Origin of the sequence: Paenibacillus faecalis, from assembly GCF_900289175.1 — a bacterium.
Lineage (GTDB): Bacteria > Bacillota > Bacilli > Paenibacillales > Paenibacillaceae > Paenibacillus_AQ > Paenibacillus_AQ faecalis.
This window is the reverse complement of record NZ_LT985747.1, coordinates 4,197,282-4,223,379: the sequence shown is the minus strand read 5'-3', so window position 1 is coordinate 4,223,379 and position 26,098 is coordinate 4,197,282. Positions and strand designations below refer to the sequence as shown.

Sequence of the window (26,098 nt, the reverse complement as noted above, 5' to 3'; positions counted from 1 at the left end):
CTTGTGATGTCCTTTTTAAGTTGAATTAAATTTTAAAATCCATAATTGTTTTTAATTGACAAAATGATAGGAAATAAATTACAATGACCTTGGTCGAAAAATGACCAAGGTCATTTTTAATGGAGGTGGATTATGTTACGGGAAGCTCGAAAAAAGGAAACGAAAGAGCTGATCTTTTTACAGGCTATCAAGCTGTTTAAGGAAAAAGGATATGATCATGTGACTGTTCAAGAAATCGCTTCGAGTTGCGGGATTGCGAAAGGAACATTTTTTAATTATTTTTCGAAAAAAGAAGAAATTCTGTTGTATTTGGGTGAGTCTCAGCTTGAGCTTATGCATCAAAGTATGAAGGAGCATCAAGAGCTTGAGCAGCATCCCAGAGAGTACATCGGTCGGGTGCTGCATGATTTGCTGCTGCGGTTTACAGAGAATGGTGAACTGATCAAGCTTGCCATCTTTGAACTGATTAGATCGGCTTATCTTGTCGAGAAGGAGTCAAAGAGCGTTCTTCAGTTGAAACAAAGTCTGGCCTCTATGATTGATCGTGCGAAAAAGAGCGGGAAGCTGCACACGACCCGGGATGCAAATGTCATCGCTTCGACGATTGTAGGTGTTTATTTTCATACGATGTTGTCTTGGTCGCTGCTGCATTCCGGCGATAAGAGGATCGATGAGATCCTTGAAGAGCAATTGGATGTGGTTTGGGAAGGCATTAATCACGTTTAGGAGGACAGAGAATGAACAATAACATTGTTATCGTTGGCGGAGGAATCGCAGGTCTGTGTGCGGCTATCGCATTTCAACACTTGGGGATACAAGTAAAGGTATACGAGAGAAGTCCTGAACCAACCGTAGCAGGCGCCGGCATCATTATAGCTCCCAATGCACTTCAGGCTCTTGAACCCTATGGCATTGCCGCTCAGATCATCCGTGCCGGAAAGGCAAGCGAGAGTTTTCATCTGTTGTCTGAAAAAGGGGAAATGCTGACCAAGTTAACGGTCCCTTCCGGCTCTCAGAAGATGTATTCGATCCACCGGAAGGATCTGCATCATTTATTGCTTTCGGCGCTTCACCCCGGGACAGTGGAGTGGGGGAAAGAATGCCGAGTGATCCAGCAAGATGACCATGGTGTACGGGTCCATTTTGCGGATGGCAGTATAGCTGAGGGAAGCATATTGGTCGCCGCTGATGGTATTCACTCCGGTGTACGAAAGCAACTCTTGACGAAAGATATTTATCGTTATGCCGGATATACCTGCTGGCGAGGTGTCGTCTCTTCCGATGGTCTTCCGGGGTTGTCGGAACATTTTATCGAGACGTGGGGAACGAAAGGCCGTTTTGGCATTGTGCCGCTGCCACATCATCAAGTGTATTGGTATGCATTGGTGAACGCTCCGCCGAATGAAGCCCGCTATGCTAATTTTACAGCGCAGGATTTACTTCCTATTTTCGAGGATTATCATATGCCGATCCCTGGTCTGTTGAAAAAGACAGAGCCGCATCAAATCATTCACCGTGATATAGCGGATATCGTACCTTTGAAACGTTTTTATGAGAAACGTATCGTATTTATCGGAGATGCAGCTCATGCCATCACACCTAATGTAGGTCAAGGAGCCTGCCAAGCGATTGAAGATGCTCGGGTCCTTGCTGATTGTATCGAGCAGTACAGCGATATTCATGAAGCTTTTGTACAATACGATATCCGTCGAAGAAAGAGGGCAGTCAAAATATCGAATCTATCCTGGATGCTCGGAAAAATAGCCCAGTCTGAAAGTAGCATCCTGACCGCAGGCAGAAACTGGATCATGAGGCATACTCCAAAATCCATATCCCAAAATCGAGTTCAGGATTTATATAAATTTCATTATTAATGGATACCTTCGGGATACATGCCTTTGCTCATTGACAGATTTCGGGTACAGTGATATCCTCCAATCAACACTGGGTAAATATGCTTATGTAGAAATATTAAAATTAACCGGAACTGTTCCGGTTTTTCATTTTATGTAGTCTTATGAAAAGCTCTTCAGATGAAGAGTTTTTTCAAATATATACGTCGTATCATAAGGTCAGCCAAGCGTTTTTACCTGATATAAACGAAAAGAATGTGATGACGTTGAATCCACTTCGTAGACGAATGCAAATGCAGATGAATGGCATTTTGAATCAATATTTTTCCGGAGAATCGATGGATTACCGGCAGATTTTTGCTTTGTTTTTTCCGATTCTGATCGACCAGGCCTTTATTATCGGACTTAATTTGGTAAATACGGCTATGATCAGCTCGTCGGGGGTGGCGGCGGTCAGTGCGGTTAACATGGTCGATTCGCTCAACATTTTTTTGATCAATGTGTTTGTAGCTGTAGCGACCGGGGGTACGGTTGTAGTGGCTCAGTATAAAGGCAGCGGCAATGACCTGATGGTTTCCCGGGCTTCTGCCAGTACGGTCACTTCGGTAGCTTTGATCGCTTTTGGGATTGGCCTTCTGATTATGGGGCTTCATAATCCAGTGCTTAGTGTGCTGTTTGGATCAGCCTCGCCGGAAGTGCTGGACAGTGCGAGGGTTTATTTGATCGGAAGCAGTGCTTCATACGTAGGTATAGCGATTGTTCAAGCGGTATGCGGTGCACTTCGCGGGATCGGAAAAACACGGGCATCGCTCATTCTATCGATGATCATGAACTTACTATACGTTTTAATGAACGTCGTATTTATAAATATTTTAGAGATGGGTGTGACGGGGATGGCGATCTCCGTGAACATCGCTCGTTATGGGGGGGCTGTTTGCGCCCTGTACTATTTATTTAAAGTGGATGCTACATTGCATCTGCGGGTACGCGATTTATTTCAAATTCCGTTATCCATGCTGCGCAAGATCATGTTCATCGGACTTCCGTTTGCGGCGGAGCAGATGTTTTTTAACGGCGGAAAAATATTAACTCAGGTGTTCATTGTCAGTTTGGGCACCTATGCTATCGCGACCAACGCCATCGGCCAATCTCTTGCCGGAGTGCTTCAAATCCCGGCCAGCGCCCTGTCTCTCACCGTGGTAACGGTTGTCGGACAATGCATTGGACGAGGGAATATTGCAGATGCTCGCAAGTTTATCAAGTCTTTTCTTGTGCTGGGCTCTTGCACTTTGGTAGTAAGTGGCTTGATTCTATTACCGTTTTTCCGGCCGCTGGTCGGTTTGTTCGATCCACCTGCTGAAATTGTGGATGATATCTTCTTGCTCCTTCTGATCAATTGTATCGTACAGATTCCATTATGGCCCATCAGCTTCATTCTTCCATCCGCGCTTCGGGCGGCGGGCGACTCTCGGTTCACTTCGATCACGTCGATGTTGACGATGTGGCTGTTCCGGGTAGTGCTTGGATATATTCTGGGCATTGTCCTTGGCATTGGCATTCTTGGAGTTTGGCTGGCGATGAACTGTGAATGGGGCGTGCGCGGTGCAATCTTTCTGTGGCGTTTTCGCGGGAAGAAGTGGTTTGCGCATAAGCTTATATAACGTGATCAAACAAAAGAGTTACAATGAAATCCGCAGCCCCGGCACTGCGGGTTTTTTTGCTGCAATAATGTACTATTCTGCCATTAGCCAAAAGCTCTATAATGCAAGGGTAATTCCTTTGTAAGGAGAGCTTGCTATCATGAATTTTTCTTCCTTTTTTATTTATTGTTTTGTGGTCGCGTTCACACCCGGTCCGTCCAACATCGTCATTCTGGCGGCGGTTCAGAACGAGGGCATGAAAAAAGCATTACGATATATTGCCGGGGCATCACTTGCTTTTTTCCTGTTAATTGCCGCTTCGGTTTTTCTGAATAGCGTACTAGGTTCCAGTATGCCGGCTATTTTAGCATTCATGCAGATCGCGGGCAGCTTGTTTATGCTGTATCTGGCGTATCAAATTTACAGGATGGACGTATCTGAAAATGCCTCTAATCAAGCAACATCGTTCACGTCCGGTTTTCTAACGCAGTTTTTAAATCCAAAGGTTGTTGTATTTACATTAACCGTCATTCCAAGTTTTGTAATGCCATATTATAAATCGGGACCTGTATTGTCCGTATTTGTTGTTATTGTGACGTTAATTGGGGTGGCCGCTTATTTGACCTGGGCGGTGTGCGGTACCCTTTTTCAAGGAATTATGCAAAAATATCAAAAGGCAAGCCAAACGATACTCGCGTTGCTGCTCGTTTATTCGGCAATTAGCGTTTCCGGTATTACGGATCTCATAAAGGGGTGAAAATGAAGGATGGAGCGCTTTATATATAAAAAATCGGCAGGGATTACTGCGCTGTCTGCAAGGATGACCGATTTTAAATATAAAATGCACTGTCATGAGGAATATGCCCTGGGTGTAACCTTGCGCGGAATTCAAAAGTATGAGCTGGACGGCAGTCAGCAGGTCTCTCACGAAAGCGGTGTGATGTTGTTCCATCCGGAGCAGAATCATGATGGCTGGTCTCAGGAAAAAACAGGAATAGATTATGTGATGATCTATGTTCATCCTGATCATTTTTTGGAATTGATTCAGAAAAAAGATATGGTTCGTTTCAATACGCCCATTGTATATGATCCCAAATTAGAGAAGAGGATTCTGAATCTAACCAAGGCGATATTTAACGATATGCCGGAGGCTTTATGCAGCGAGCTGCTGCTCGACGTTGCCGGCAATTTTTCAGAGGATCTATTCAGTCGAACTGGAAAAATAGACACGGTGTTCACAAGAAAAGCCAAGGAAATGATACATGGTCATCTTGATCAAGTATTGCGTTTGGATGAATTAAGCAGCCGCTTCGGTATGTCCAAGTATCAATTCATTCGTTCTTTTAAAGCGAACGTGGGGATTTCGCCTTATCAATACTATTTGAACTGTAAGGTGGAGCATGCGAAGCAGTTAATCGAACGGAGCCGGGATGTGTACGCGGCCGTTACCCAGTGCGGCTTTACCGATCTGGCTCATTTGAATCGTCACTTCAAAAATGTGTACGGAACGACAGCTTATGATTATATGTCTCACTTAAGGAAGTAAGAGAGGGCCTAGGCCCTCTTTTTGCTATGTCAATTTGTTGCGTTGAACTATTTTACAGAATGAAAATAGACAATCTTTTGGACAATGGAGGGAAGTGGGTATAGAGCGGTGTAAACAAGATCAAGAGCGAGCCCGGCAGGATTGCTCGTTCCCCAGTCGCCTTCAAACATAGGAGAGGAAGAAGAGTCGGGTATTTCCAGGTCATATGTCTCTCGTAGTCTGTCGGAGGTTTCGCGGTCCAGGACACGTTCTTCACTTCCGGATACTTGTAGGGGAAATACACTAGCCAGGAACATCAACAGCAGGGCGAAAACCGCTATTTTCCGAAAATACATATTGTTCTCCTTTGTTGATATGATTCTCTTATTTTAGAGTGTAAGTTAAAAAAATACAATTTAGTTAGGTTAATCTTAAAGATTGAAAGTTGGAAAAGAAAGTATTATTATATACCTAGATTAACGATACATAGATTTACGATGTATATTGGCAGGGGAGTGAAACGACATTGACGATTAATAAAGAGCTGCTTAAAGGGAGCACCGTTATTTTATTGCTTACCGTCCTGAGCAGGAAAGAAATGTACGGTTACGAGTTGATTAAGGAGATCGAACAATGCTCGGACGGTGTGTTCTTGATGAAGGAAGGGACATTGTATCCTATTTTACATACACTTGAGGCAGAGGGCTGGCTGGAATCATACTGGAGTCAGTATGATGGACGCAAACGGAAATATTACCGGATTACAGATCGTGGACGGGAGCAATTAATAGAAAAGACCCGGGAATGGGTGCGGTTTCGAACGGCGGTAGATACGGTTATCGGGGAGGTGAAGTAGCGTGATGTTAGAAAACAATAAGGCAGTGAAGGAATTTCTGGACAGCATTTGCAGGCATGTTCGGGCGAAGGAACTTCATCCCGAAATCCGGGAGGAGATCAGCGGGCATATCGTGGAACGAGCGGAGAGCCTTCAGATGGAAGGTTATACGGAAGAATCAGCGATTCAGGAAGCCGTCAAGCAGATGGGATCTGCGTCGGTGATCGGGCGGAGCCTTCATCAGGCGCATCGGCCTTTGCTGAATTGGAGGATGAGTATCATGATTGTGCTGATGTCTCTGATTGGCTTATTCGGGGTGCTCAATGTGGAATATTCTGAACCGCTGACATACACCTCTGGTTTATCTATTAAAAAAGCGATTTACATTGTCATGGGACTTTTGGTTCTTATAGGATTTTATTTTTTAGATTACCGGAAAATTCGGAAGTATTCTGAAGTGATCTTTTCTGTGACCCTGGCTCTTATGGCTTATACTCTGTGGGCGGGGGATACATTGAATGGAGCAAAATTATATATTTCCTTGGGGTTCATGTACATTAACATGATGGAACTTTCCGTCTTTCTTTTGCTCATCGCATTGGCAGGATTGAATTTCTCTCAGCAAGACGAGCGGGACGGAATGTTAGATCATGTTTACCGGATGCTATTTCGGGGCGTAGTTCCGATTCTTTTATTTATTTTTGGCCGCTCGATGAATTACGGTCTGATTTATATTATCGGTTATCTGGTGTTAACCTGGCAATCAACGAAAAAGATGAAGCATATGCTTCTCTTTGGTATGCCAACCCTGGCTGTGTTTACTTTTATGATGTTCCAGATGGAACAAGTAAGGCACCGAATAGCTGCGTTTTTTAATCCTACGAGTGAGAGCAATTTTCAATTGATCCAGACGATGGAGGCGATCCGATCGGCAGGCTGGACTGGTCATGGATTTGCTGCAACCCACAAAACCTTGCCATACATCTTAAGTGATTCGCTTTTTCCATACCTTATCTACTGCTTCGGCTGGGGTGCAGCGATTGTGATCGTTTTGCTGGTTCTGCTGTTTCTGATTGAATTGTGGCGCATGTCTACTTCACGGCATGATCTTTATGCCAAAAGACTGACGCTTGCGTTCATGGTCATTTTCGGTTTCTTTATGCTGTGGCCGATTCTAATGGCGTTCGGTATCGTTCCTATTACAAGCGTATCTTTACCATTTATGGCTTATGGTGGCTGGTCGCAATTTTTTTATTTTGCTGCTGTGGGAATGCTGTTGTCGATGTATCGGCGTAAAAATATGGTTCCGCGCAGGAATGCAGTCGTTCATTAACGTGGAAGCAGGGATATCTTAAAGGGGCCATTGAATGAAAGCCCCCTTTCTAGTTGCAGAGGACGCTCCACATGCCTATTTCTCCAATCGCTTTTGCCCCCGAATTTTGTGTAATTCTTACGGAGGAAATTCGGGGACAAAGGCAACCACAACCTTTCTTAAATCGCTTCGTTCTCTTTCATTAATTCGTGGGAATTCATCTCAAAAGAAAAGAAACCGACGCAAAATCTGTTTGTGAATGTATGATGTAGCTGGCAGGTCACCAGCGTTCCAGGTGAAATTGTATCCCTTGACTCTTGACGATCATTAGAAGGGCGAATACAATAAAATATGCAAACGTTTACATCGAAATTGCTATTATTATTTGCTGTTTTAACGGATTAGATGACATAACTCATAAAAAATGTCATATATATCATTATTTCCGTTAAAACTTACTCCATTTTATGCAAGCGTTTGCATGGAAGGGGCGTCACAAAGAAACTACTAATCATTGAAGGAGGCTCCGCTGTAATGAGAATGAGCGCAGCTAGCAAGAGAACCTGGTCTATCATTGTAATAATCTCACTCGTATTATCCATGCTCGGTATTCCTCCTGTACAGGCAGATGCCAATGCTCCACCAACCAAGGTTGTGTTAGTTGGTGACCTGCAGACGAAATTTGGAGGAGAAGAGTGGGACCCAGCATCAGAAGCTACAACCATGACAGATATGGGTAATGGCGAGTACCGATTAACCAGGACTTTGCCACCTGGAACATATCAGTACAAGGTAGCGATAAACGGTTCCTGGGATGAAAGTTACGGATTCGCCAATTACACGAATCAGGATGGGGCTCAGCAGGACGGAAATATTAAAATTACGCTCGATCAGGAAACTGTGGTGACGTTCTACTATCATCATCTTACGCACAAGATTGCGGATTCTACATATTACACGTCGATGCCAGCAGATAAACTGCCAAGAGTGATCGGTAGTTTCCAATCCGTCATCGGTGAAGCTGCTGACTGGTCGGCTGCAGATGCGAAGTTGATCATGCAGGATCATGATTATGACAATGTGTATTCAGTAACGGCCGATATTTATGATGGAAAACATGAGTACCAGATCGCTTTGGGTGACGGAAGTGATAGTGAAGTATATCCGCCGTCCAGAGAAACGCTTGAACTTCCGCAAAAATCGCAGGTGACTTTTAGGTACTATGCGAAGGATAACAGCGTAGAGGCGGATTATACAATGCTTGCTGATCCCGTAGACCCCGCTGATCCGGTGCCTGCGAATCATCTGCGAGTTCACTACCAACGGACCGACAACAACTATACCAATATGGGATTATGGACTTTTAATGATGTGGAAGATCCGTCCACAAACTGGCCGAACGGCGCAACCCCTTTCCCGAATGGGCAGGTTGACAGCTATGGCGCATTTGTAGATATACCGCTGAAGGCGGGAGCACAGAAGGTCGGTTTGGTCGTCGTGGACCGCGTTAGCGGCAATAAAGACGGCGGCGACAAAAACTTCGCTATCGTTTCACCCGAAATGAACGAAGTATGGCTAAAGGAAGGCTCTGACACGGTTTACAATTTCGAGCCGGCTGAGCTTCCAGCAGATACCGTGCGCATTCACTATCAAAGACAGGATCAGAACTATGATGCATATGGCTTATGGCTATGGGGTGATGACGTTGCAACTCCATCCGGTGAATGGCCAGAAGATGCTACGATGTTCCCGGCAGGGCAGGAAGACCGCTATGGAGCCTATGTAGACATTCCGATGAAACCTGACGCCCAGAAGCTGAACTTCTTAGTGCTCGATCCGTCCAAGGGTGATGCTGGTAAGGATGGCGGTGACAAAGGCTTTGCCCTTGTTGATCGGTTTAAGCATCTGTTTATTAAAGAGGGAGATGACACCGTCTACGTATCCCCGTTCGGAGAAGTGTCGACAGGACTTGTCTCAGCCGAAATATTATCTCCTGGGAAAATCCAGCTCGGGTTTACGATGACAGATGGGTTGGAAGCGGATTCACTCAAGAAAGGACTTAAGATTAAGGATAAAGACGGCAATGAAGTCGTCATCAACCATGCTGAAATAACCGGGAAAACAACCGTTGAGTTAGCTGCACCGTTCAATTTGGAAGCGTTGCCTTTAAAGGTAACGTACGCCGGAAAAACAGTAGCTGCCTCCACCGGTTGGAGAATGATCGATGAGATGTATTACTATGACGGTGATGATCTCGGTGCGACTTATCAAGCTGGCGGAGCGCAATTAAAGCTGTGGGCGCCGACGGCAACCGCCGTATCCGTGAACGTATACAGCAAAGATGATGCAGTTCAGCTGATCGGAAGTGTTGACCTGGTTCAAGGAGAGAAAGGGGTCTGGTCGGTTCAATTGAAGCCGGGAGACCTCGGGGTTCCGGATTTTAGAGGCTATTTTTATCAATATGAAGTGACCCATAACGGGGTGACCAAAACAGTGCTGGACCCGTATGCCAAATCTATGGCCGAATTCAGGGTCAATACGAAGGGCGAGCCTGAACCGGACGGGGATACCGTTGGCAAGGCTGCCATCGTGGATCTGAGTCAGACGAATCCAGCCAGCTATGATTTTGCGGACATTCCAGGTTATGAGAAGAGGGAAGACGCAATCATTTGGGAGATTCATGTGAGGGATTTTACGTCTGATCCTTCAATTGAAGATGATCTCAATCATGCGACCTGGGGGTCCTACGATGCTTTCAAGGAGAAGCTCGATTATATTAAATCCCTCGGCGTCACGCATATTCAGCTTCTTCCTGTCATGGCATGGTATTACGGTGATGAAGCGGTGATGAAGGAAAGAGAGCTGGAGTATTCGGCACAAAACAATGAATACAATTGGGGTTACGACCCGCACAGCTACTTCTCGCCAGATGGTGCTTATTCCGAAAATCCTAAAGATCCGGAGCTTCGAATTAAAGAGCTGAAGGCAATGATTGATGCGATACACGAAGCGGGAATGGGCGTTATTTTGGACGTTGTGTACACGCATATGGCAAAGGCTGATTTCCTGAATGATATCGTGCCTAATTATTATGCTTTTCAGGATGCCAACGGCAATTTCATTGGAGGCTTTGGCAACAATTTGGCAACCAACCGTAAAATGGCCGAGAAGCTGATGATCGATTCCGTTAAATACTGGTTTGAAGAATATAAAATCGATGGTATGCGCTGGGACATGATGGGGGATGCCACCTATGAATCGGTACAGAACGCTTACGATGCAGCCGCCGCCATCAATCCGAATGCCCTGTTCATTGGTGAAGGGTGGGTAACATTCGGCGGGCATCTGTCGGACCCTTCCTTAGCGGGCAAAGGCGCGGACCAAAACTGGATGGATCAAACGGATGACGTGGGCGTGTTTTCCGATGAATTCCGTAACGAATTAAAATCCGGATTCGGAAACGAAGGCGAGCCGCGATTCATTACCGGCGGCAAGCGCGACATCCAGACGATTTTTAACAATATCAAGGCACAGCCTGGAAACACGAAAGAAGATGACCCGGGTGACATGGTTCAATATATTGAAGCCCATGACAACCTGCCGCTGTACGATATCATTGCCCAGTCGATCAAGAAGGACCCTTCGATTGCGGCCAATGATCGGGAGATTCATCAACGTATCCGTCTTGGCAACCTGCTCACACTGACCTCGCAAGGTACGGCATTCCTTCATGCAGGACAGGAATATGGCCGGACGAAACAGTGGTTCGGTCAAGGCACACCAGAGCAGAAGTACCATGAATTAAAGGATGAGACAGGAAAGAGCTTCGGTTACTTTATTCATGACTCCTATGACTCATCGGATGCGATCAATAAGTTTGATTGGGAAAAAGCAACCAATGAAACGAAATATCCGGAGAACAACAAGACGCGAGAATATACAACCGGGTTAATTGAATTAAGAAAATCGACCGATGCGTTCCGATTGGGTGATCAATCGCTTGTAGATAGCAATGTGACGCTTTTGCCAATCCCTGAAGTGCAGGCTCAGGACCTGGTGATCGCGTACAAAAACAAAGCTACGGATGGAACAGGCCATTATTATGTATTTGTAAATGCGGATACGAAAGAAAGAACCTTGACGCTAAACGAAAATCTGACCTCCGGTTTAGTTCTGGTTGATCATGACGAAGCGGGCGCCACGGAGGTGAAGAACGAATCCGGGTTCACCTTAACTTCTCAGTCGATTACACTTGAGCCTTTGACGGCGGTTGTTATTAAAATGGACGCGGCGGCTGCCGTACAGAATTCCTTGTCCGTAGATAAAGACAGCTATGCACTGCAGACGGGGACAACACATCAGACAACCGTTCAGGCCGGTTATAATGACGGCAGCAAACGAAATGTAACGAAGAATGCAACTTACGTTTCGAGCAATACAGAGGTTGTAAGCGTAACTGCAGCAGGTTTGGTGAAGGGAGTTGCGGAAGGAAAGGCCGTTATTACCGTTTCTTATGGTGGCTTCGAGCAGAAGATTACGGTTACCGTCACGGTTGATCCGGTAGATGACAAACGATATGTCCAGTTTAACTATCTCCGTCCGGATCAGGATTATAAGGATTGGAACTTGTGGGTTTGGAACACGGGAGTGAAGAACGATAGGATCGATTTTACCCAGTTTGAAAATGGTGTGGCTACCGCTTTGATTGAAGTGGCTCCTGAAACGACCAGTGTCGGTTTTGTCCTTCGCAAAGGGGAGGATTGGAGTACAGCCAAGCAGGATATCCCGGCTGATCGGGTAATTCTGCTTACGCCTGGAGAAGCTGTCACAAAAGTAAACGTAACGAGCATGGTTCATGCGATAGACATTTTGCCAAGCATTTCGGGCCCTGTTCTTGAGGACGGCAACATCACATTTTTATATCGGGACGATCGACTGTTCCGCGACGGGCAGATGGATACGCTCACCGATGTTAAGCTTAACATCGACGGAAAATTGGAGAAGATGAGCTACGTTCCTGATAAGGAATGGTTCAGCTATACGCTGAAAGGGGTTGCCCCAGGCACTTACGAGTATTCCTTTGTTGTGACCTATAATGGGACGACTAAAGAAGTGACCGATCCGAAAAATACAGTGGACGGCAAATCACAGGTTACCTACCTTAAGCCCACAGTTAAGTTAGGGGCAGCGGTGAGCCCAAGCTCTATTAGTTATAACGAAAATGCAGTATTGAAGCTTAACGTTACTTCCTCTGAGCCTGTTGCCTATAAGGAAGCTTATATGGACCTGACGGAAGTGGGAGGTCCGGCTAAAGTGAAGCTCGATCCGGAGCTGTTTGAGCAAACGATTGCAGTGAAGGACACGGTAACGGCAGGCCGGAAACAGATTCCGGTCACCCTCGTAGACGAGTATGGCAACAGACATACCGGGGAAGTGACATTAACCGTGAAGCCGAGAACCTCTGCGGGCAAGCTCGATTTTGACTGGGATGAGGCGCGGATTTATTTTGTGCTTACCGACCGTTTTATGGATGGTGATCCATCCAACAATGCGGATGCAGACAAAAGCCATTTGGAAGCTTATCACGGAGGGGATTTCAGAGGTCTCATTGACAAGCTTGATTACATTGAGGATTTAGGCGTGAATACGCTTTGGATTACACCGATTGTTGATAATATTGACTTCAACCAGGGTGCTTCGTTCAACGGTAAGCAGTATGGTTATCACGGATATTGGGCCAAGGACTTTACGAAGATCGATGAACATTTGGGTGATTTGGATACCTTTAAAGAGCTGATCGACAAGGCGCATGACAGAGGCATCAAAATCATGGTTGATGTCGTTCTGAATCACACGGGATATGGTCTAAAGCCGGGGGACAACGCGCCTGGCATCACGCAGCAGGATAAGGACCGTTTTTCCAATATGCTACGGACAGACGGACTCTCTTCGGATGTAGATCCTGTAAAAGGTGATCTGGCCGGGCTTCCTGATTTCATGACCGAAAATCCGGACGTTCGAAAGCAGATTATCGACTGGCAGGCCGGATGGCTGGAGCGTGCCAGAACAGATCGGGGAGATACGATTGATTACTTCCGCGTTGATACAGTTAAGCACGTAGATGAAACGACCTGGAAGGCGTTTAAAAATGAACTGACGAAGATCAATCCGGACTTCAAAATGATCGGGGAATACTTTGGCGCTACCGTGGATCAAGATGGAGGAACCCTACAAAGCGGCCAAATGGACAGCTTGCTCGATTTTGGTTTTAAAGAGAAGGCCAAGGAATTTGTAAACGGCAATGTGGAATCGGTTGAAGCTTATCTTGCTGATCGTGAAGCGAAACTCGACAACACTAAAATGATGGGACAATTTCTGAGTAGTCATGATGAGGATGGTTTCTTGTCCCATTATGTAGGTGGAGATAAAGCGAAGCTGATGGCTGCGGCAGCTCTGCAGATTACGTCTAAAGGCCAGCCGGTTATTTATTACGGTGAGGAGCTTGGGCGTTCCGGCAAAAATGCGGGAGATATGAGCAAGGGCGAATTAAGCGAGAACCGGGGAGATATGCCTTGGGATCAGTTGGAGGCAGAGAAGAAGCTGCTGACGCATTATCAAAAACTGCTGAATATTCGTGCCGATCACTCGAAAGTGTTCTCTAAAGGTAAACGCACCTCGATTGCAGCATCTGATGCTGATGGTTACATCGCATTTGACAAGGAATATAAAGGTGAGCATATCGTTACTGCTATCCATGTGAAGAAGGAAGAGAAACAGGTTACTTTGTCCGTTCCATTTGCGGCGGGTAGCAGCGTTAAAGATTTGTACAGTGGAACGGTATATGACGTATCCAGTGACCAGAAGGTGACAATAACTCTGCCAAGCATGTCTGATGGAGGAACGGTTATTCTGGCTGCGGTTCCATCGGAAACCGACGGAAATGATGACGGTAGTGAAGAGAATGGAAACGACAAAGAAGAAATTCCGGATAAAGGTACTGAAAATGATGGAGCCGATAGCGGCTCATCGACCGCTCCGGTCGTTCCTGGCGATTCAACCGTTCCGGGAACGAAGCCGAATACCGGTCAAATCATCATTAGTGAACAATCGCTTCGCAGCGGCCAAGTGACGATTGAGCTTGGAGCCAAAGATCAGGAAGTTCTGATTCCGGTGAAAGCCGGAGATATACTCGGTTCTAAACCGCTTGAACTGAAACGAGACGGCTTGACCGTACAGCTGCCTTCGTCATGGCTTAAGGAATTGGGGAAACGGGTGCCAGCAGATCAAGCGAAGGCTGCAGTATTTTCATTCAAGCTGAAAGAAATTCCGAGGGAGACAGCGTCATCTCTCGTCAGTAAAGCAGGGGCTTCCGAGAACGCGAAGCTGAAGCTTGGAAGCCAAATGTACGATTTCGATCTTTCCGTACAAATGAAGGACGGCACGGTGCATAAGCTGGATCATGTTACAGCACCTGTAATACTTCGTTTTGCGGTTGATACCGGAGTCAATCGGAAATTGGCAGGAATCTACGCCTTATCCGATCAAGGCAAGCTCGATTACGCCGGTGGCAAGCTTGAGGATGGAGAGCTGATTGCAGAGATTAGCCATTTTGGTAAGTATGCTGTATTGGAATACAATAAATCGTTTGCTGATCTTTCAGGTCACTGGTCTGAAAATGCAGTAAAAGAGCTTGCAGCCAAACAGATTGTGATGGGCACAAGCGATGCGTTGTTTAGCCCTGATCAACAGCTGACACGGGCACAGTTTGCAGCGATGCTAGTTCGGGCCTTGAATCTGGATGATGAAGGTCAAGGAAATGCGGCATTTAAAGATGTGGACAGCAAAGCCTGGTACGCATCGGCAGTGGCAGCAGCTCATCATCATGGGCTGGTGAGCGGTAAAGGCAAGAATGTTTTTGCACCGAATGCCGTGATCACGCGTGAAGAAATGGCCGTAATGCTCCTGCGCGCTTACGAGTTGAAGGGGGATAGTTCCACTTCAGCGGGCGTACCTATATTTAAGGACAAAGATCAAATTTCAGCTTGGGCAGCCCCAAAGGTGAACAAAGTTTTAACCTTGGGCTTGATGAAAGGGCATGCGAACGGTACATTTGCACCTAAGGCAGCGGCAACCCGGGCAGAAAGTGCACAGGCCATGCTGAATTTGCTGAATCAGCTTCAATGAGAACTGAAATGAGGAATTACCAATAAAAAATAGAAGCAGGCCACCCGAAGATTTATTTTAATCTTGGGTGGCCTGCTTGCGTCTATAAGGTCCATTTTGTAAAAGATAAAGTTTAGTATAAAATCAAAAATCATGCTTTATCCTGTTAAAGAAAATCAACTCTTAAATTTACTATATAGAAATTTATTATATAGAGAATTCCTCTTAACTTACGAACGCATGTTTGGTATAATGGGATAACATGGTACTTAGTATAAATGCAATAAAGGAGGTATGGTATCTTATGACGATCCATGAAGGTCACGCTTGTCCCATTGATCTTTCTATAATCCCGTCTGAAATGCAGCATCATATCGCTGAGTTACTAGAGGCAAGTATGACCTCCAAGTTTTATGTTAAATTAGATGATAAATCTCCTACGCTGTATGTTTATCTTATTGAGCTTAATCAAGATGAATCTTATAATTTATGTCATCTTTTTGTATACGAAAAAATCGGCAATGAATACCATTACCAAAGTTTATTTTTGGAGCAAATACAAGCTTTTGCGCAGCTCGCTTCCTCAACGATCTGATTTTTGTTTTTTCTCATTAATAACGCGTTCGTATTCTTCTTCAATGGTTCTTGTTAGAAGTTCTGTCGCTGTCATGTTCAATTTCTTTGCAGCTTCAGCAAGTTGCTTTTTAATGTAGGCTGGTACATCATAGTGAAATTTTACTTTATTACCGTATGCCAACGAATGTCCCTCCTATCCCATGACTTCTTGATATTTTTTTTCAATGATGCGAATGAGTAATTGAGTTGCAGACATGTTTTGAAGTGCAGCTGCTTCAATGAGCTTTTCTTTCACTTCCGGCTGAAATTCATAAGGTAACTTTAGTTTTGGCTCTACCAGGCGGCCTTCTATTGTCTTCTCAGCATCTATTGCGAGTTCAATTAATGTTTCCAGCGAAGAATCATTAGAGGCCTCTCTCCCATACTTAGGCAACACACGGATGAGGTATTGTTTTAACGCTTGTTGGTTTTCCTCTGACATTTTGATGCTCAAGCCTTCCGTTCCTACCTCAAATGTACAATCGACATTGTAACCAAACAGATTAATGGTGTAGTTCATATTCAACCTCCTCATTCTTATATCAATTATATAGTGACCCGTTACGTTCCGCAATGAGCGTTCTTTCTATGATGTTCGTTTCTACACTTTAATATGAAATAAAAAAACGAGACCGTTCAGCAACGGTGCTCGTTTGTGAGCTTATTCCTCAATCAGCGCGGCAGTACCGCACCGCTATCTATTTCCTCGATATGATGGCAGGCTGCAAGATGGCTTTCGTGCCCCTCCTGTACTTGACGCAGCTCGGGTTTTTCAATTCTGCACCGCTGACTTGCGTACATACACCGAGTATGAAACCGACAGCCGCTTGGCGGATCGATCGGTGAGGGAACATCACCTTTTAGCAAAATGCGTTCGGTTTTTCGTTCAGGATCAAGGGTTGGAATTGCAGAGAGAAGAGCGCGGGTGTAAGGATGGCGCGGTTGATGAAATAATGATTTTTTGTCAGCGATCTCTACAATCGTTCCTAGGTACATGACAATGATTCGGTCGGATATGTGACGGACGACACCAAGATCATGGGAAATGAACAGGTATGTCAATTTGAACTTTCGTTGCAGTGATTTCATCAGGTTAAGCACCTGGGCTTGTATGGAAACATCGAGGGCCGATACCGCTTCATCGCTAATGATCAGTTTCGGATTGACAGACAGCGCCCGGGCGATACCGATTCGCTGCCGCTGACCACCGCTGAATTCATGGGGATAGCGGTCGGCCTGGTGAGATGACAAGCCGACAGTTTCGAGCAGCTCAATGGCTTTTTGCCGCCGTTTATCTTTGGGTACGATCTTTTGAATCTCCATCGCCTCTTCCAGGATTTGCACTGCCGTTTTCCTTGGATTAAGTGATGCATAAGGGTCTTGGAAGATCATTTGAAGGTCTTTTCGTTTTTGATTCATTTGTTTTTTATTTAGAGAAAGCAGGTTTGTCCCTTCAAAAATCACTTCACCGGAGGTCGGTTCATCCAATCGCAAAATGGCACGTCCTGTCGTAGATTTACCGCAGCCCGATTCGCCTACGAGACTGACAGTTTCTCCTTCATAGACGGTGAAAGAGATGTTGTCTACCGCCTTAACATAGTTGGTTGTTCGTCCAAAGACACCGCCCTTGATCGGGAAATACTGCTTCAAATGATTTACGGTCAGAAGTTCTTTACTCATGTGTTTACCTCCGGCTCTGTTTGGTTTGGATTCCATAGATCACTGTACATCCAGCAGCGTACTTTATGGTTGTCGCCAATCTCCGTAAGCTCAGGCAAAGCTTCACGACACAGATCCTGCGCGTGAGGGCAGCGCGGTGCAAACCAGCAGCCGGTGAGTCCGGCATAGGGGCTCGGCACAGAACCTTTGATCGCTTCAAGCTCTTCCTGATCGATGTCATGGCGAGGCAGCGAATTCATCAGCCCAACCGTATATGGATGCTTAGGTTCCTTGAACAGCGTATGGACATCACTGAATTCCACGACTTTGCCGCAGTACATTACAGCAACATCATCACAGGTTTCCGCGACCACACCAAGATCATGGGTGATGAAAATAACCGACATATGCAGCCTCTGCTGCAGTTCCCGAATCAGATCCAGAATTTGCGCCTGTATCGTTACGTCAAGTGCGGTTGTCGGTTCATCCGCAATAAGCAGATCGGGATTGCAGGCCAAAGCCATGGCGATCATAACCCGCTGGCGCATTCCCCCAGAAAGCTGAAACGGATATTGCTTCACTCTTTTTTCTGGGGAAGGAATACCTACGAGACGCAGCATTTCTACGGCTTTATCCATTGCCTGTCGCTTACTCATATTTTCATGAACTTGATAGGCTTCTGCAATCTGGTCCCCGATCGTAAAGACAGGGTTTAATGAGGTCATCGGTTCCTGAAAAATCATCGATATTTGATTTCCACGGATGTTGCGCATCTGCTTCACCGTTTTGTTCAGTAAATTTTCCCCGTTATATATCATTTCACCACCGATGATGCGGCCCGGCTCTGAGATGAGGCGCAAGATCGATAGAGATAAGATGCTTTTTCCGGAGCCTGACTCGCCTACGATGCCAAGTGTTTTGCCTTTGCGGACACTTAGGCTTACGCCATCTACCGCCCTGACTTCGCCGCTGTCTGTAAAAAATGAAGTCTGTAGGTTTTTGATTTCCAGTACTGATTGTTTCGCGTTCATCGTTCTCACTCCTTTTCCCTTGCGATTCTATGATCAATCGAAATCGATTCGTTTATTGAAATATTTGTAGGAGATATCTACCAGTAAATTCACAAGCACAAACGTTAAGGAGATGATCAGAATCGCAGCCTGAACGACCGGAAAGTCTCTCGCCCGGATTGAGTCAATCACATAACGTCCCATGCCGTTTACCGCAAATACCGATTCTGTCAGTACAGCCCCGCCCAAGAGGCCGCCGAATTCCAGGCCGATAACGGTAATGACCGGGATCATCGCATTCTTCAGAGCATGTCTGTATATGACGACGCGCTCCCGAACGCCCTTGGCCTTCGCGGTACGGATATAATCCTGGCTGATGACCTCCAGCATACTGGAACGTGTCATTCTTGCAATCATGGCGGCGCCGCCTGTGCCGAGCGTAATGACCGGGAGAACGTTCTGCGACCAGCTTCCCCAGCCGGAGGGCCGAAACCATCCTAAATCAACGGCAAAATATTGAATCAACATGAGGCCGAGCCAGAAGTTCGGCATAGACAGACCAAACAAGGCGATCAGCATAACACCGACATCGGCAGGGGAGTTTCTTTTTACCGCGGAAATAATGCCAGCGGTCAGGCCGAGAAACACGGCCAGTATCGTACTGTAAAGCGCCAGCTCCACAGTCACCCAGAAACGACTTGTGAAAATTTCATCCACGATCGGGCGGCTGCTGCGAATCGAGTCTCCCAAATCACCTTGGATCAGTTGGCTGACATAGTTCCAATACTGTACGGGAAGTGGATCGTTCAAGCCGAGGCTTTCTCTGATTTGCTCGACTTTTTCTTTCGGAGCGCCTTCTCCAACAATGACCTGCGCTGCATCGCCCGGAATGAGATGCATAAGCAGAAAGACAATAATCGTCACTCCGATGATGACCGGGATCGTTTGAATTAGCCTTCGAACGGTATACATGAGCATGCTGTACCGACTCCTTTTCTTTAGACTTTAACCTGAATCAAGACCGCTATTTTTTCGATTTCGGATCGAGTACGTCCCGCAAACCGTCACCCAGCAGGTTAAAGGCAACCACAACCAGAACGATGGAAAGGCCGGGAAAAAGGGCGATATGCGGGTGCTCTGTTATATAGTTCCGGCCGTCATTGAGCATCGCTCCCCATTCCGGTGCCGGCGGCTGCGCTCCAAGTCCAAGGAAGGAAAGACCGCTGGCTGTCAGAATGGCAACCGCAATACGGAGGGTGGACTGAACGATAATCGGGGACATAATGTTCGGTAAAACATGCTTGAATATGATCCGGTTGTCGCTTGCCCCAAGTGAGCGCATGGCGTCGATGTATTCTAGTTTGCGCACGGCAAGCGTTGATCCTCGAACAATCCGGGCAAACGTCGGAATGGAAAAAATACTGACAGCGATAATGACGTTGAACAAGCTCTTTCCGAGAACGCTTACAATAGCCAGTGCCAGTAATAGCCCTGGAAAAGCAAGCATGATATCCGTGATCCGCATGATGACAGAATCGATTTTGCCGCCATAATAACCGGAGACAACACCGAGGATGATGCCGAACAGCGCTCCGATCAGAACCGAGGCGAAGCCGACGGACAATGTAAGCGGCATGCCGTGAATGATGCGTGTGAATATATCCCTTCCATTATGATCTGTGCCGAACCAGTGCTCGGCTGAAGGCTTTAGCAGTTTGGCAGAATAATCGACGATAGCCGGATCGTGGCGTGTAAGGAAGGGACCGATGATCGAGACGATGATGATAAAGATAAGGAAGTAGCCTCCAAACAGAGCCGCCTTATTTTTTTGCAGCTGGGTGTAAAAAGATTTCCATCTTCGTTGCCGAGCCCTGCTTTGTCCTGTTTCCGCTGTTACTGCTGCCGTCTGATTACGCAATGGCGATCACCCTTTCTCCAAATAATTGACCGAAGTTTAAATAGAGATTTCTAGTATAAATATGAATTACTCAAATATATGTTAAGTACGGATAAAATATTTTAAATTTTTCGTTACGAAGGGGAGTGCTCTATTGATGGATGCTAGCAAAAGATTAAGGTGGCTTTTTCCGCTTTTAGTCATCTTGGTGATGTTGTTCGTGTCGGCTTGCAGCGGAGGCAGTAACGGGGGGAACAAGCCGCCAAAAGAAAACAACGGTAATGTTCAAGCGCCGGGAGGTGAAGAAAAGCCGCCAGCTGAAGGAGGGGAGCAAGATCTTGTTGTCGCCTGGCTGTCTGATCCTCCTTCGATGGACCCGCATATGTCGACAGATCAGCAGACCAGTGTCATGACGACCCACATCTATGACACACTCGTTCAGCATGATAAGGATCTTAACATTCAACCAGGGCTGGCCGAGAGCTGGAAAGCGGTGGATGATGTTACTTGGGAATTCAAGCTGCGCCAGGGCTTAAAATTCACTGATGGTTCGGCTTTCAATGCGGAGGTGGTCAAAGCGAATATTGACCGGATGCTGGACCCAGAGGTAGCTTCTCCGCGTGCGGCATTGGTAGATATGATTAAAGAGGTTAAGGTGATTGACGAGCATACCGTGCAGATTATTACAGCCTATCCGTTCTCGCCGCTCCTCGCTCATCTGGCTCATTCCGGAGTGGGCATGGTTAGTGCCGAAGCTATTAAGCAGGACTACGAAAAAGTAAAAGCTGGGGAAAAGGCAGGAGCATACCTAAGCCAAAATCCGGCAGGTACTGGCGTGTTCAAGCTGGATAACTGGAATCCAGGGCAGGAAGTGAAGCTTGTTCGCAACGATGATTACTGGGGAGAAAAGGCGAAATTAGACAGTGTAACCTTTAAGGTTGTCAGTGAGGATGGCACACGGATTGCTGAGCTGGAAACGGGATATGCGCATATTATTGAACCTGTCTCGCCAAGCAGCCTCAGCCGTGTAGAGAGTCTGGATGGTGCGTATCTGAATCGTCAGGCCTCGCTAAGTCTGTCTTATATCGGGTTCAATATGGAGAAGAAGCCTTTTGACGACGTCCGTGTACGTCAAGCTTTGTCTATGGCAATCAACAAAGATGAAATCATTTCTGGAATTTATGAGGGAACGGGCATCCCTGCCGTCGGTCCGCTAGCTCCAAACGTCAATGGCTATGATGCTTCGGTTAAGCCGATTGAGCATAATATGGAGAAAGCGAAAGAACTGCTGAAAGAGGCAGGATATGAGAATGGTTTCTCCACGACGATTTGGACGAATGATAATGCGGAGCGGATCAAGGCTGCGGAATATGTGCAGTCGAAGCTGAAAGAGCTGAATGTAGACGTCAAAATCGAAGTGATGGAGTGGGGCGCTTATTTGGCCGAGACAGCCGCGGGCAAGCATGATATGTTTGTGCTTGGCTGGTCTACGGTAACCGCTGACGCTGATTATGGACTATATCTGTTGTATCATTCTAAAAATGCTGGGGAGCCGGGCAACCGAACCTTTACGAAAGACCCGGAGCTGGATAAACTGTTGGACGACGGACGTAAAGAGAACGATCCGGAGAAACGATTGGCCATATATAAGCAGGTACAGGAAAAGCTTGTCGAGCTCGCTCCGATGCTGTACATTCATCACCAGGAATACTTGGATGGTGTCAGCGACAAAGTGAAGGGGTACTGGAGACATCCGAACGGCATTATGCAGCTGCATGGTGTATCGATTGAACCTTAGAAAATAGCCAGAGCTTGCAAATCATTTTATAAATGAAATCAACCAGCCGCGCATCCGATGAAGTTCGGAGAGCACGCTGGTTGATTTTTTTCGCCAATGCTAGCCTATATAAAGACGAGAACATCCGTCTACTATGCTAAGCAAATTATTGTTTAAAACGGATATCTATTTGGCTCGCTTTGTACCGATATCCATTTGGTTGTTGTCATCTCTTCAAAACCGTAGTCTCCACCATAGTGGCCGATACCGGATGCCTTTTCACCACCAAATGGCGCATTCACATCGAAGGCTACCGTTGAATCATTGATATGTGTCATTCCGCTCTCGATCAGACGAGAAAGGGTAACTCCATTTTCTAGATTTTGGGTAAATATGGCACCGGATAGACCATATTCGGTATTGTTTGCCCATTCAAGTACTTCTTCTTCCGTATCAAACGGAATGATGGTAGCGATAGGACCGAAAATTTCGGTTTGCGCAAGCTTCGATTGTTGGTTTACGTCTGCGAATACGAATGGAGTGACTACATTGCCATCTCGCTGTCCTTCCAGCACAAGACGTGCGCCTTCCTGTTTTGCCGTTTCCACAATATCCAGTACTTTTTGAACCTGTTTTTCATTAATAAGCGGGCCGATGACGACTTTTGGATCAGATGGATTTCCATATGGGAGCTCTTTGGCACGCTCTACAAAACGTTCTATAAACTCGTCATAATGTTTGCGATGGACAAAGAATCGATTTGTACATACACATATTTGTCCCGAATTGAAGAATTTACTGAAAATAGCCGCATCGACCGCTTGCTCCAGATTGGCATCCTCCAACACGATGAAGGGGTTATTTCCACCGAGCTCAAGCGATGCTCGTTTCAAATGTCTGCCGCATAGCTCACCGATATGTCGCCCAACCGTGGTAGAGCCTGTGAAAGAGATAATTCGCGGAACCGGATGCTCCACTAGATAATCTCCAACTTCTGCGGGATCAAATGCAACAACATTCAGCACTCCATTGGGCAGACCGGCCTCCTCGAAAATATCAGCGATCATCGGTCCTCCCGAAATATACGTTTGAGAGTCCGGTTTGAGTACAACGGCATCACCCACCGCGATGGCAACTGCCAGGCATCGAATTGCAGATACCAAAGGAAAGTTAAAAGGTGCGATCAGTCCAACCACGCCGGCAGGATGGCGATATACCCGGTTTTCCTTTCCTGGAACCTGAGAAGGAAATACTTGAGGGCTGTCCATTCGATCGATAAATTTCACAGCATCATCGATAATTCTTATGGAGACCATCACTTCCGTAGAAGCTTTAATGACGGAGCAGCCCGCTTCCTTCACCATTGCTTTGACAAGCTCATCTTTTCTTTCCTGCATCAATTCAACAGCGCGGTGAAACACTTTCTTCTTCTCTTCCGCCGGAGTTTTGGCCCAATTTTTCTGGGCCTGCTTGGCCGATTCATACGCTTCGTCAATGTCGTTCTGATTTGCAAGTTTTATGCTCGCGATAACCTCATTGTTGTAAGGGTTTACATTATCGTATATTGTTTCACTCGAACCATCACGCCAAATCCCGTTGATATACAGCTTCGAGTATTTGTCACTCATAAGATTCCCCCTAAAACTTTGTAATGACAGAAACGCCAAATCCAGAATATTTCGTCATATCTTCAAACGCTTCGTTAATATCATCCAGTGCAATCTGCTTTGTAACCAGTTTTCCAGGGTCTATTTTCCCTCTTTCCACCATTTGAAGCATTTGGCGGAATTCAGGGACAGGCATTCCTACAGAGCCTACAAGCGTCAGCTCGTTAAGCAATATGAGATTGATTGGAAGCGGTGTCATTCCACCGTTCGGATTAGAGCTCATGCCCAGTTGCAGATGACGGCCGTGTTTATTCAGACTAAGGATTGAGTTCAAGAAGGTGTCATTAATCCCTAGTGCGTCAATGGAAAAATTGGCGCCGCCCTTTGTAATTTCTTTAATCGCTTCCGGTGCGTTTGTTTCCTTGCTGTTAACCGTAGCGACAGCTCCCATTTGCTTCGCAAATTCAAGCTTGTCGTCGGCAATGTCGACAGCGATGACGTTAGCCCCTGCAGCCGATGCGATTTGTATGGCAGACAAGCCTACGCCTCCTGAGCCATAAACGGAAACCCATTCTCCAGGACGGATGTTACCTCGGGAAACAACCCCATGAAAAGCGGTCATAAAGCGGCATCCCATCGCGCTTGCAGTTACAAAATCGATATTTTCTGGCAGATGAAGAAGGTTGAAATCTGCATCTGGAATGTGAATATATTCAGCGAATCCGCCGTCAAAATGAAACCCGACCAATCGCATATCTTCGCAAATATTGTTATGGCCTGATTGGCAATATGGGCAAGTACCGTCACCTTGGCTAAAAGGAACAATGACGCGATCGCCTTTTTTAAAATTGCGGATATCTTTACCGACCTCTTCAACGACACCGCTCATCTCATGGCCGAGAATATGCGGCAAGCCCTTGACTGGAAGATGTCCACTCCAACCATGCAAGTCACTGCGACAAACACCGGTAGCTTCCAATTTCAAGATAACGCCATCTGGCTGCAACTTCGGATACTCGACTTGTTTAATAACCAGTGGTTCATTAAATGCTTCCAGAACAGCTGCCTTCAATTTTATCAGCTCCTATTTTTTTGTAAGTTGATGATTCGATGTTATTATACCCCGGACCCATTCATAAAGTATAATGTATATTAATTTATGATATTATAAATTTAAATCTATTAATTGCGAGGTGAGAGTTTCCATGGAATTGTTGCAGCTTAAATATTTTCAGGCGGTTGCAGAAATGGAGCATATTACCAAAGCAGCACAGATGTTAAATGTGACCCAGCCTTCACTTAGTAAAACGATTGCACGCTTGGAAGAAGACGTAGGTGTGCCTTTGTTTGACCGCCAAGGGCGCAATATCCGGCTGAACTCGTTTGGCAAAGTTTTTTTGGAGCATGTAACACGCGCATTTCGCGAATTGGAGGATGGAGAGAAGAAAATACACGATATGGCTGGAATGAGCGAAGGCAGTGTGAAGATAGCGACATCGATCACCAGCATTTTACCTGATTTGCTAGGGGCCTTTTTAAGGAAGTATCCGAACATACATTTCCGGCAGGTATTACAGCCGCCGACGGTTGTCAAGAAAATGCTCGAAGAAGGCGAAATTGATCTAAGCATTACAGGGCCGATCGAAGGTTCTGATTTGGAATGGCGCTTACTACGAACTGAGGAAATCTATGTTGTAGTTCCGGAAAATCATCGGTTAGCTGGTCAAAGCGAAGTACGAATGAGCGACCTTAAGGATGAGCCCTTTTTAGGATTGGGTTCGGAATACTGGTTCCGTAGCCTGATGGAAGGTTACTGTCATGAAGCGGGATTTACACCAAAATACATCATGGAGGTGGACGAGCCGGATGCCATTGTGCTACTGATTAAACAAGGGCTGGGCATATGCTTTGTCCCCGAGCTTGCCTGGAAGAAAAGAGCTCAATTTTTGCCCCATCGATTAAAGATAAAGGATATGGAATGTCAGTATAGAATGGGCATTACCTGGTCACGAAAACATTATTTATCGAAAGCGGCACAGCAATTTTTCAGCTTCGTCATCGACTATTTTGAGCATTTACAGCAAAATAACGAGCGATCGCTTTGAAGAGAACCTTTTCCCTCATGGCCGGGCAGCGAATACAGAGTTCAGATGATTGAATTCAAGCGCTGTGGGTCAGAGGGCTTTTTTTTATAGTAAGAAAATT

The 26,098-nt window shown here is 46.0% G+C and carries 20 protein-coding genes; 11 read left to right on the top strand and 9 right to left on the bottom strand.

Annotation, left to right across the window (positions count from 1 at the left end):
• The first annotated feature begins 132 nt into the window (after positions 1 to 132).
• The 5 genes from C8268_RS19765 (at position 133) to C8268_RS19745 (ending at position 5,039) form a co-directional block, all read left to right on the top strand.
• The gene (locus C8268_RS19765; protein WP_106769253.1) at positions 133 to 726 is read left to right on the top strand and encodes a TetR/AcrR family transcriptional regulator; all 594 of its coding nucleotides are present in this window, start codon (positions 133 to 135) and stop codon (positions 724 to 726) included.
• Between the two features lie 11 nt (positions 727 to 737).
• A complete protein-coding gene (locus C8268_RS19760; protein WP_106769252.1) occupies positions 738 to 1,874 on the top strand; it encodes an FAD-dependent monooxygenase in 1,137 nt (378 codons plus the stop codon).
• A 239-nt stretch (positions 1,875 to 2,113) separates the two neighbouring features.
• Positions 2,114 to 3,514, top strand: a complete 1,401-nt coding sequence (locus C8268_RS19755) for an MATE family efflux transporter (RefSeq protein ID WP_106770040.1) — start codon at positions 2,114 to 2,116, stop codon at positions 3,512 to 3,514.
• A 139-nt stretch (positions 3,515 to 3,653) separates the two neighbouring features.
• A complete protein-coding gene (locus C8268_RS19750; protein ID WP_106769251.1) occupies positions 3,654 to 4,250 on the top strand; it encodes a LysE family translocator in 597 nt (198 codons plus the stop codon).
• Positions 4,251 to 4,259: 9 nt separating this feature from the next.
• Positions 4,260 to 5,039, top strand: a complete 780-nt coding sequence (locus C8268_RS19745; protein WP_106769250.1) for an AraC family transcriptional regulator — start codon at positions 4,260 to 4,262, stop codon at positions 5,037 to 5,039.
• Positions 5,040 to 5,086: 47 nt separating this feature from the next.
• Here the strand turns inward: C8268_RS19745 and C8268_RS19740 are convergent, their stop codons facing one another.
• Complete coding sequence (locus C8268_RS19740; protein WP_106769249.1) at positions 5,087 to 5,374, bottom strand: hypothetical protein; 288 nt, start codon at positions 5,372 to 5,374, stop codon at positions 5,087 to 5,089.
• 170 nt (positions 5,375 to 5,544) lie between these two features.
• Between C8268_RS19740 and C8268_RS19735 the strand changes: the two genes are divergently transcribed.
• The 4 genes from C8268_RS19735 to C8268_RS19720 all read left to right on the top strand — a co-directional run bounded on the left by C8268_RS19735 (position 5,545) and on the right by C8268_RS19720 (position 15,923).
• Positions 5,545 to 5,874: a PadR family transcriptional regulator gene (locus C8268_RS19735; RefSeq protein WP_106769248.1), complete on the top strand. Its 330-nt coding sequence runs from the start codon at positions 5,545 to 5,547 to the stop codon at positions 5,872 to 5,874.
• 4 nt (positions 5,875 to 5,878) lie between these two features.
• Positions 5,879 to 7,186: an FtsW/RodA/SpoVE family cell cycle protein gene (locus C8268_RS19730; protein ID WP_234032998.1), complete on the top strand. Its 1,308-nt coding sequence runs from the start codon at positions 5,879 to 5,881 to the stop codon at positions 7,184 to 7,186.
• A 513-nt stretch (positions 7,187 to 7,699) separates the two neighbouring features.
• The gene (locus C8268_RS19725) at positions 7,700 to 15,349 is read left to right on the top strand and encodes a pullulanase (protein WP_106769246.1); all 7,650 of its coding nucleotides are present in this window, start codon (positions 7,700 to 7,702) and stop codon (positions 15,347 to 15,349) included.
• A 283-nt stretch (positions 15,350 to 15,632) separates the two neighbouring features.
• On the top strand, positions 15,633 to 15,923 hold the full coding sequence (locus tag C8268_RS19720; RefSeq protein WP_106769245.1) for a hypothetical protein: 291 nt from the start codon (positions 15,633 to 15,635) through the stop codon (positions 15,921 to 15,923).
• Here C8268_RS19720 and C8268_RS23010 read toward each other — a convergent pair.
• The 6 genes from C8268_RS23010 to nikC all read right to left on the bottom strand — a co-directional run bounded on the left by C8268_RS23010 (position 15,912) and on the right by nikC (position 20,530).
• Positions 15,912 to 16,085, bottom strand: coding sequence for a hypothetical protein (locus C8268_RS23010; RefSeq protein ID WP_199794874.1), 174 nt, complete (start codon positions 16,083 to 16,085; stop codon positions 15,912 to 15,914). The genes C8268_RS19720 and C8268_RS23010 overlap by 12 nt on opposite strands.
• A gap of 12 nt (positions 16,086 to 16,097) precedes the next feature.
• Positions 16,098 to 16,463: a hypothetical protein gene (locus C8268_RS19715; protein ID WP_106769244.1), complete on the bottom strand. Its 366-nt coding sequence runs from the start codon at positions 16,461 to 16,463 to the stop codon at positions 16,098 to 16,100.
• 152 nt (positions 16,464 to 16,615) lie between these two features.
• The gene (locus C8268_RS19710; protein ID WP_106769243.1) at positions 16,616 to 17,623 is read right to left on the bottom strand and encodes an ABC transporter ATP-binding protein; all 1,008 of its coding nucleotides are present in this window, start codon (positions 17,621 to 17,623) and stop codon (positions 16,616 to 16,618) included.
• Positions 17,620 to 18,633, bottom strand: a complete 1,014-nt coding sequence (locus C8268_RS19705; RefSeq protein WP_106769242.1) for an ABC transporter ATP-binding protein — start codon at positions 18,631 to 18,633, stop codon at positions 17,620 to 17,622. Before C8268_RS19705 ends, C8268_RS19710 begins: the two co-directional genes overlap by 4 nt.
• A 33-nt stretch (positions 18,634 to 18,666) precedes the next feature.
• Positions 18,667 to 19,590 carry an ABC transporter permease gene (locus tag C8268_RS19700; RefSeq protein WP_106769241.1) on the bottom strand — a complete coding sequence of 308 codons (924 nt, stop codon included), beginning with the start codon at positions 19,588 to 19,590 and terminating at the stop codon, positions 18,667 to 18,669.
• A gap of 46 nt (positions 19,591 to 19,636) precedes the next feature.
• Positions 19,637 to 20,530, bottom strand: coding sequence for a nickel transporter permease (nikC, locus tag C8268_RS19695; RefSeq protein ID WP_106769240.1), 894 nt, complete (start codon positions 20,528 to 20,530; stop codon positions 19,637 to 19,639).
• A gap of 136 nt (positions 20,531 to 20,666) precedes the next feature.
• Between nikC and C8268_RS19690 the strand changes: the two genes are divergently transcribed.
• Entirely contained in the window at positions 20,667 to 22,307 is a 1,641-nt protein-coding gene (locus tag C8268_RS19690; protein WP_106769239.1) for a glutathione ABC transporter substrate-binding protein, read from the top strand.
• A gap of 152 nt (positions 22,308 to 22,459) precedes the next feature.
• On the opposite strand, the gene C8268_RS19685 is transcribed toward C8268_RS19690, so the two are convergent.
• Together C8268_RS19685 and C8268_RS19680 are read right to left on the bottom strand one after the other, a co-directional pair.
• Positions 22,460 to 23,914 carry an aldehyde dehydrogenase family protein gene (locus C8268_RS19685; RefSeq protein ID WP_106769238.1) on the bottom strand — a complete coding sequence of 485 codons (1,455 nt, stop codon included), beginning with the start codon at positions 23,912 to 23,914 and terminating at the stop codon, positions 22,460 to 22,462.
• 10 nt (positions 23,915 to 23,924) lie between these two features.
• A complete protein-coding gene (locus C8268_RS19680; protein WP_106769237.1) occupies positions 23,925 to 24,965 on the bottom strand; it encodes a zinc-dependent alcohol dehydrogenase family protein in 1,041 nt (346 codons plus the stop codon).
• A gap of 133 nt (positions 24,966 to 25,098) precedes the next feature.
• Between C8268_RS19680 and C8268_RS19675 the strand changes: the two genes are divergently transcribed.
• Positions 25,099 to 25,998 (top strand): LysR family transcriptional regulator, encoded by a 900-nt coding sequence (locus tag C8268_RS19675; protein WP_106769236.1) that lies wholly within the window; start codon positions 25,099 to 25,101, stop codon positions 25,996 to 25,998.
• The last annotated feature ends 100 nt before the right edge of the window (positions 25,999 to 26,098 follow it).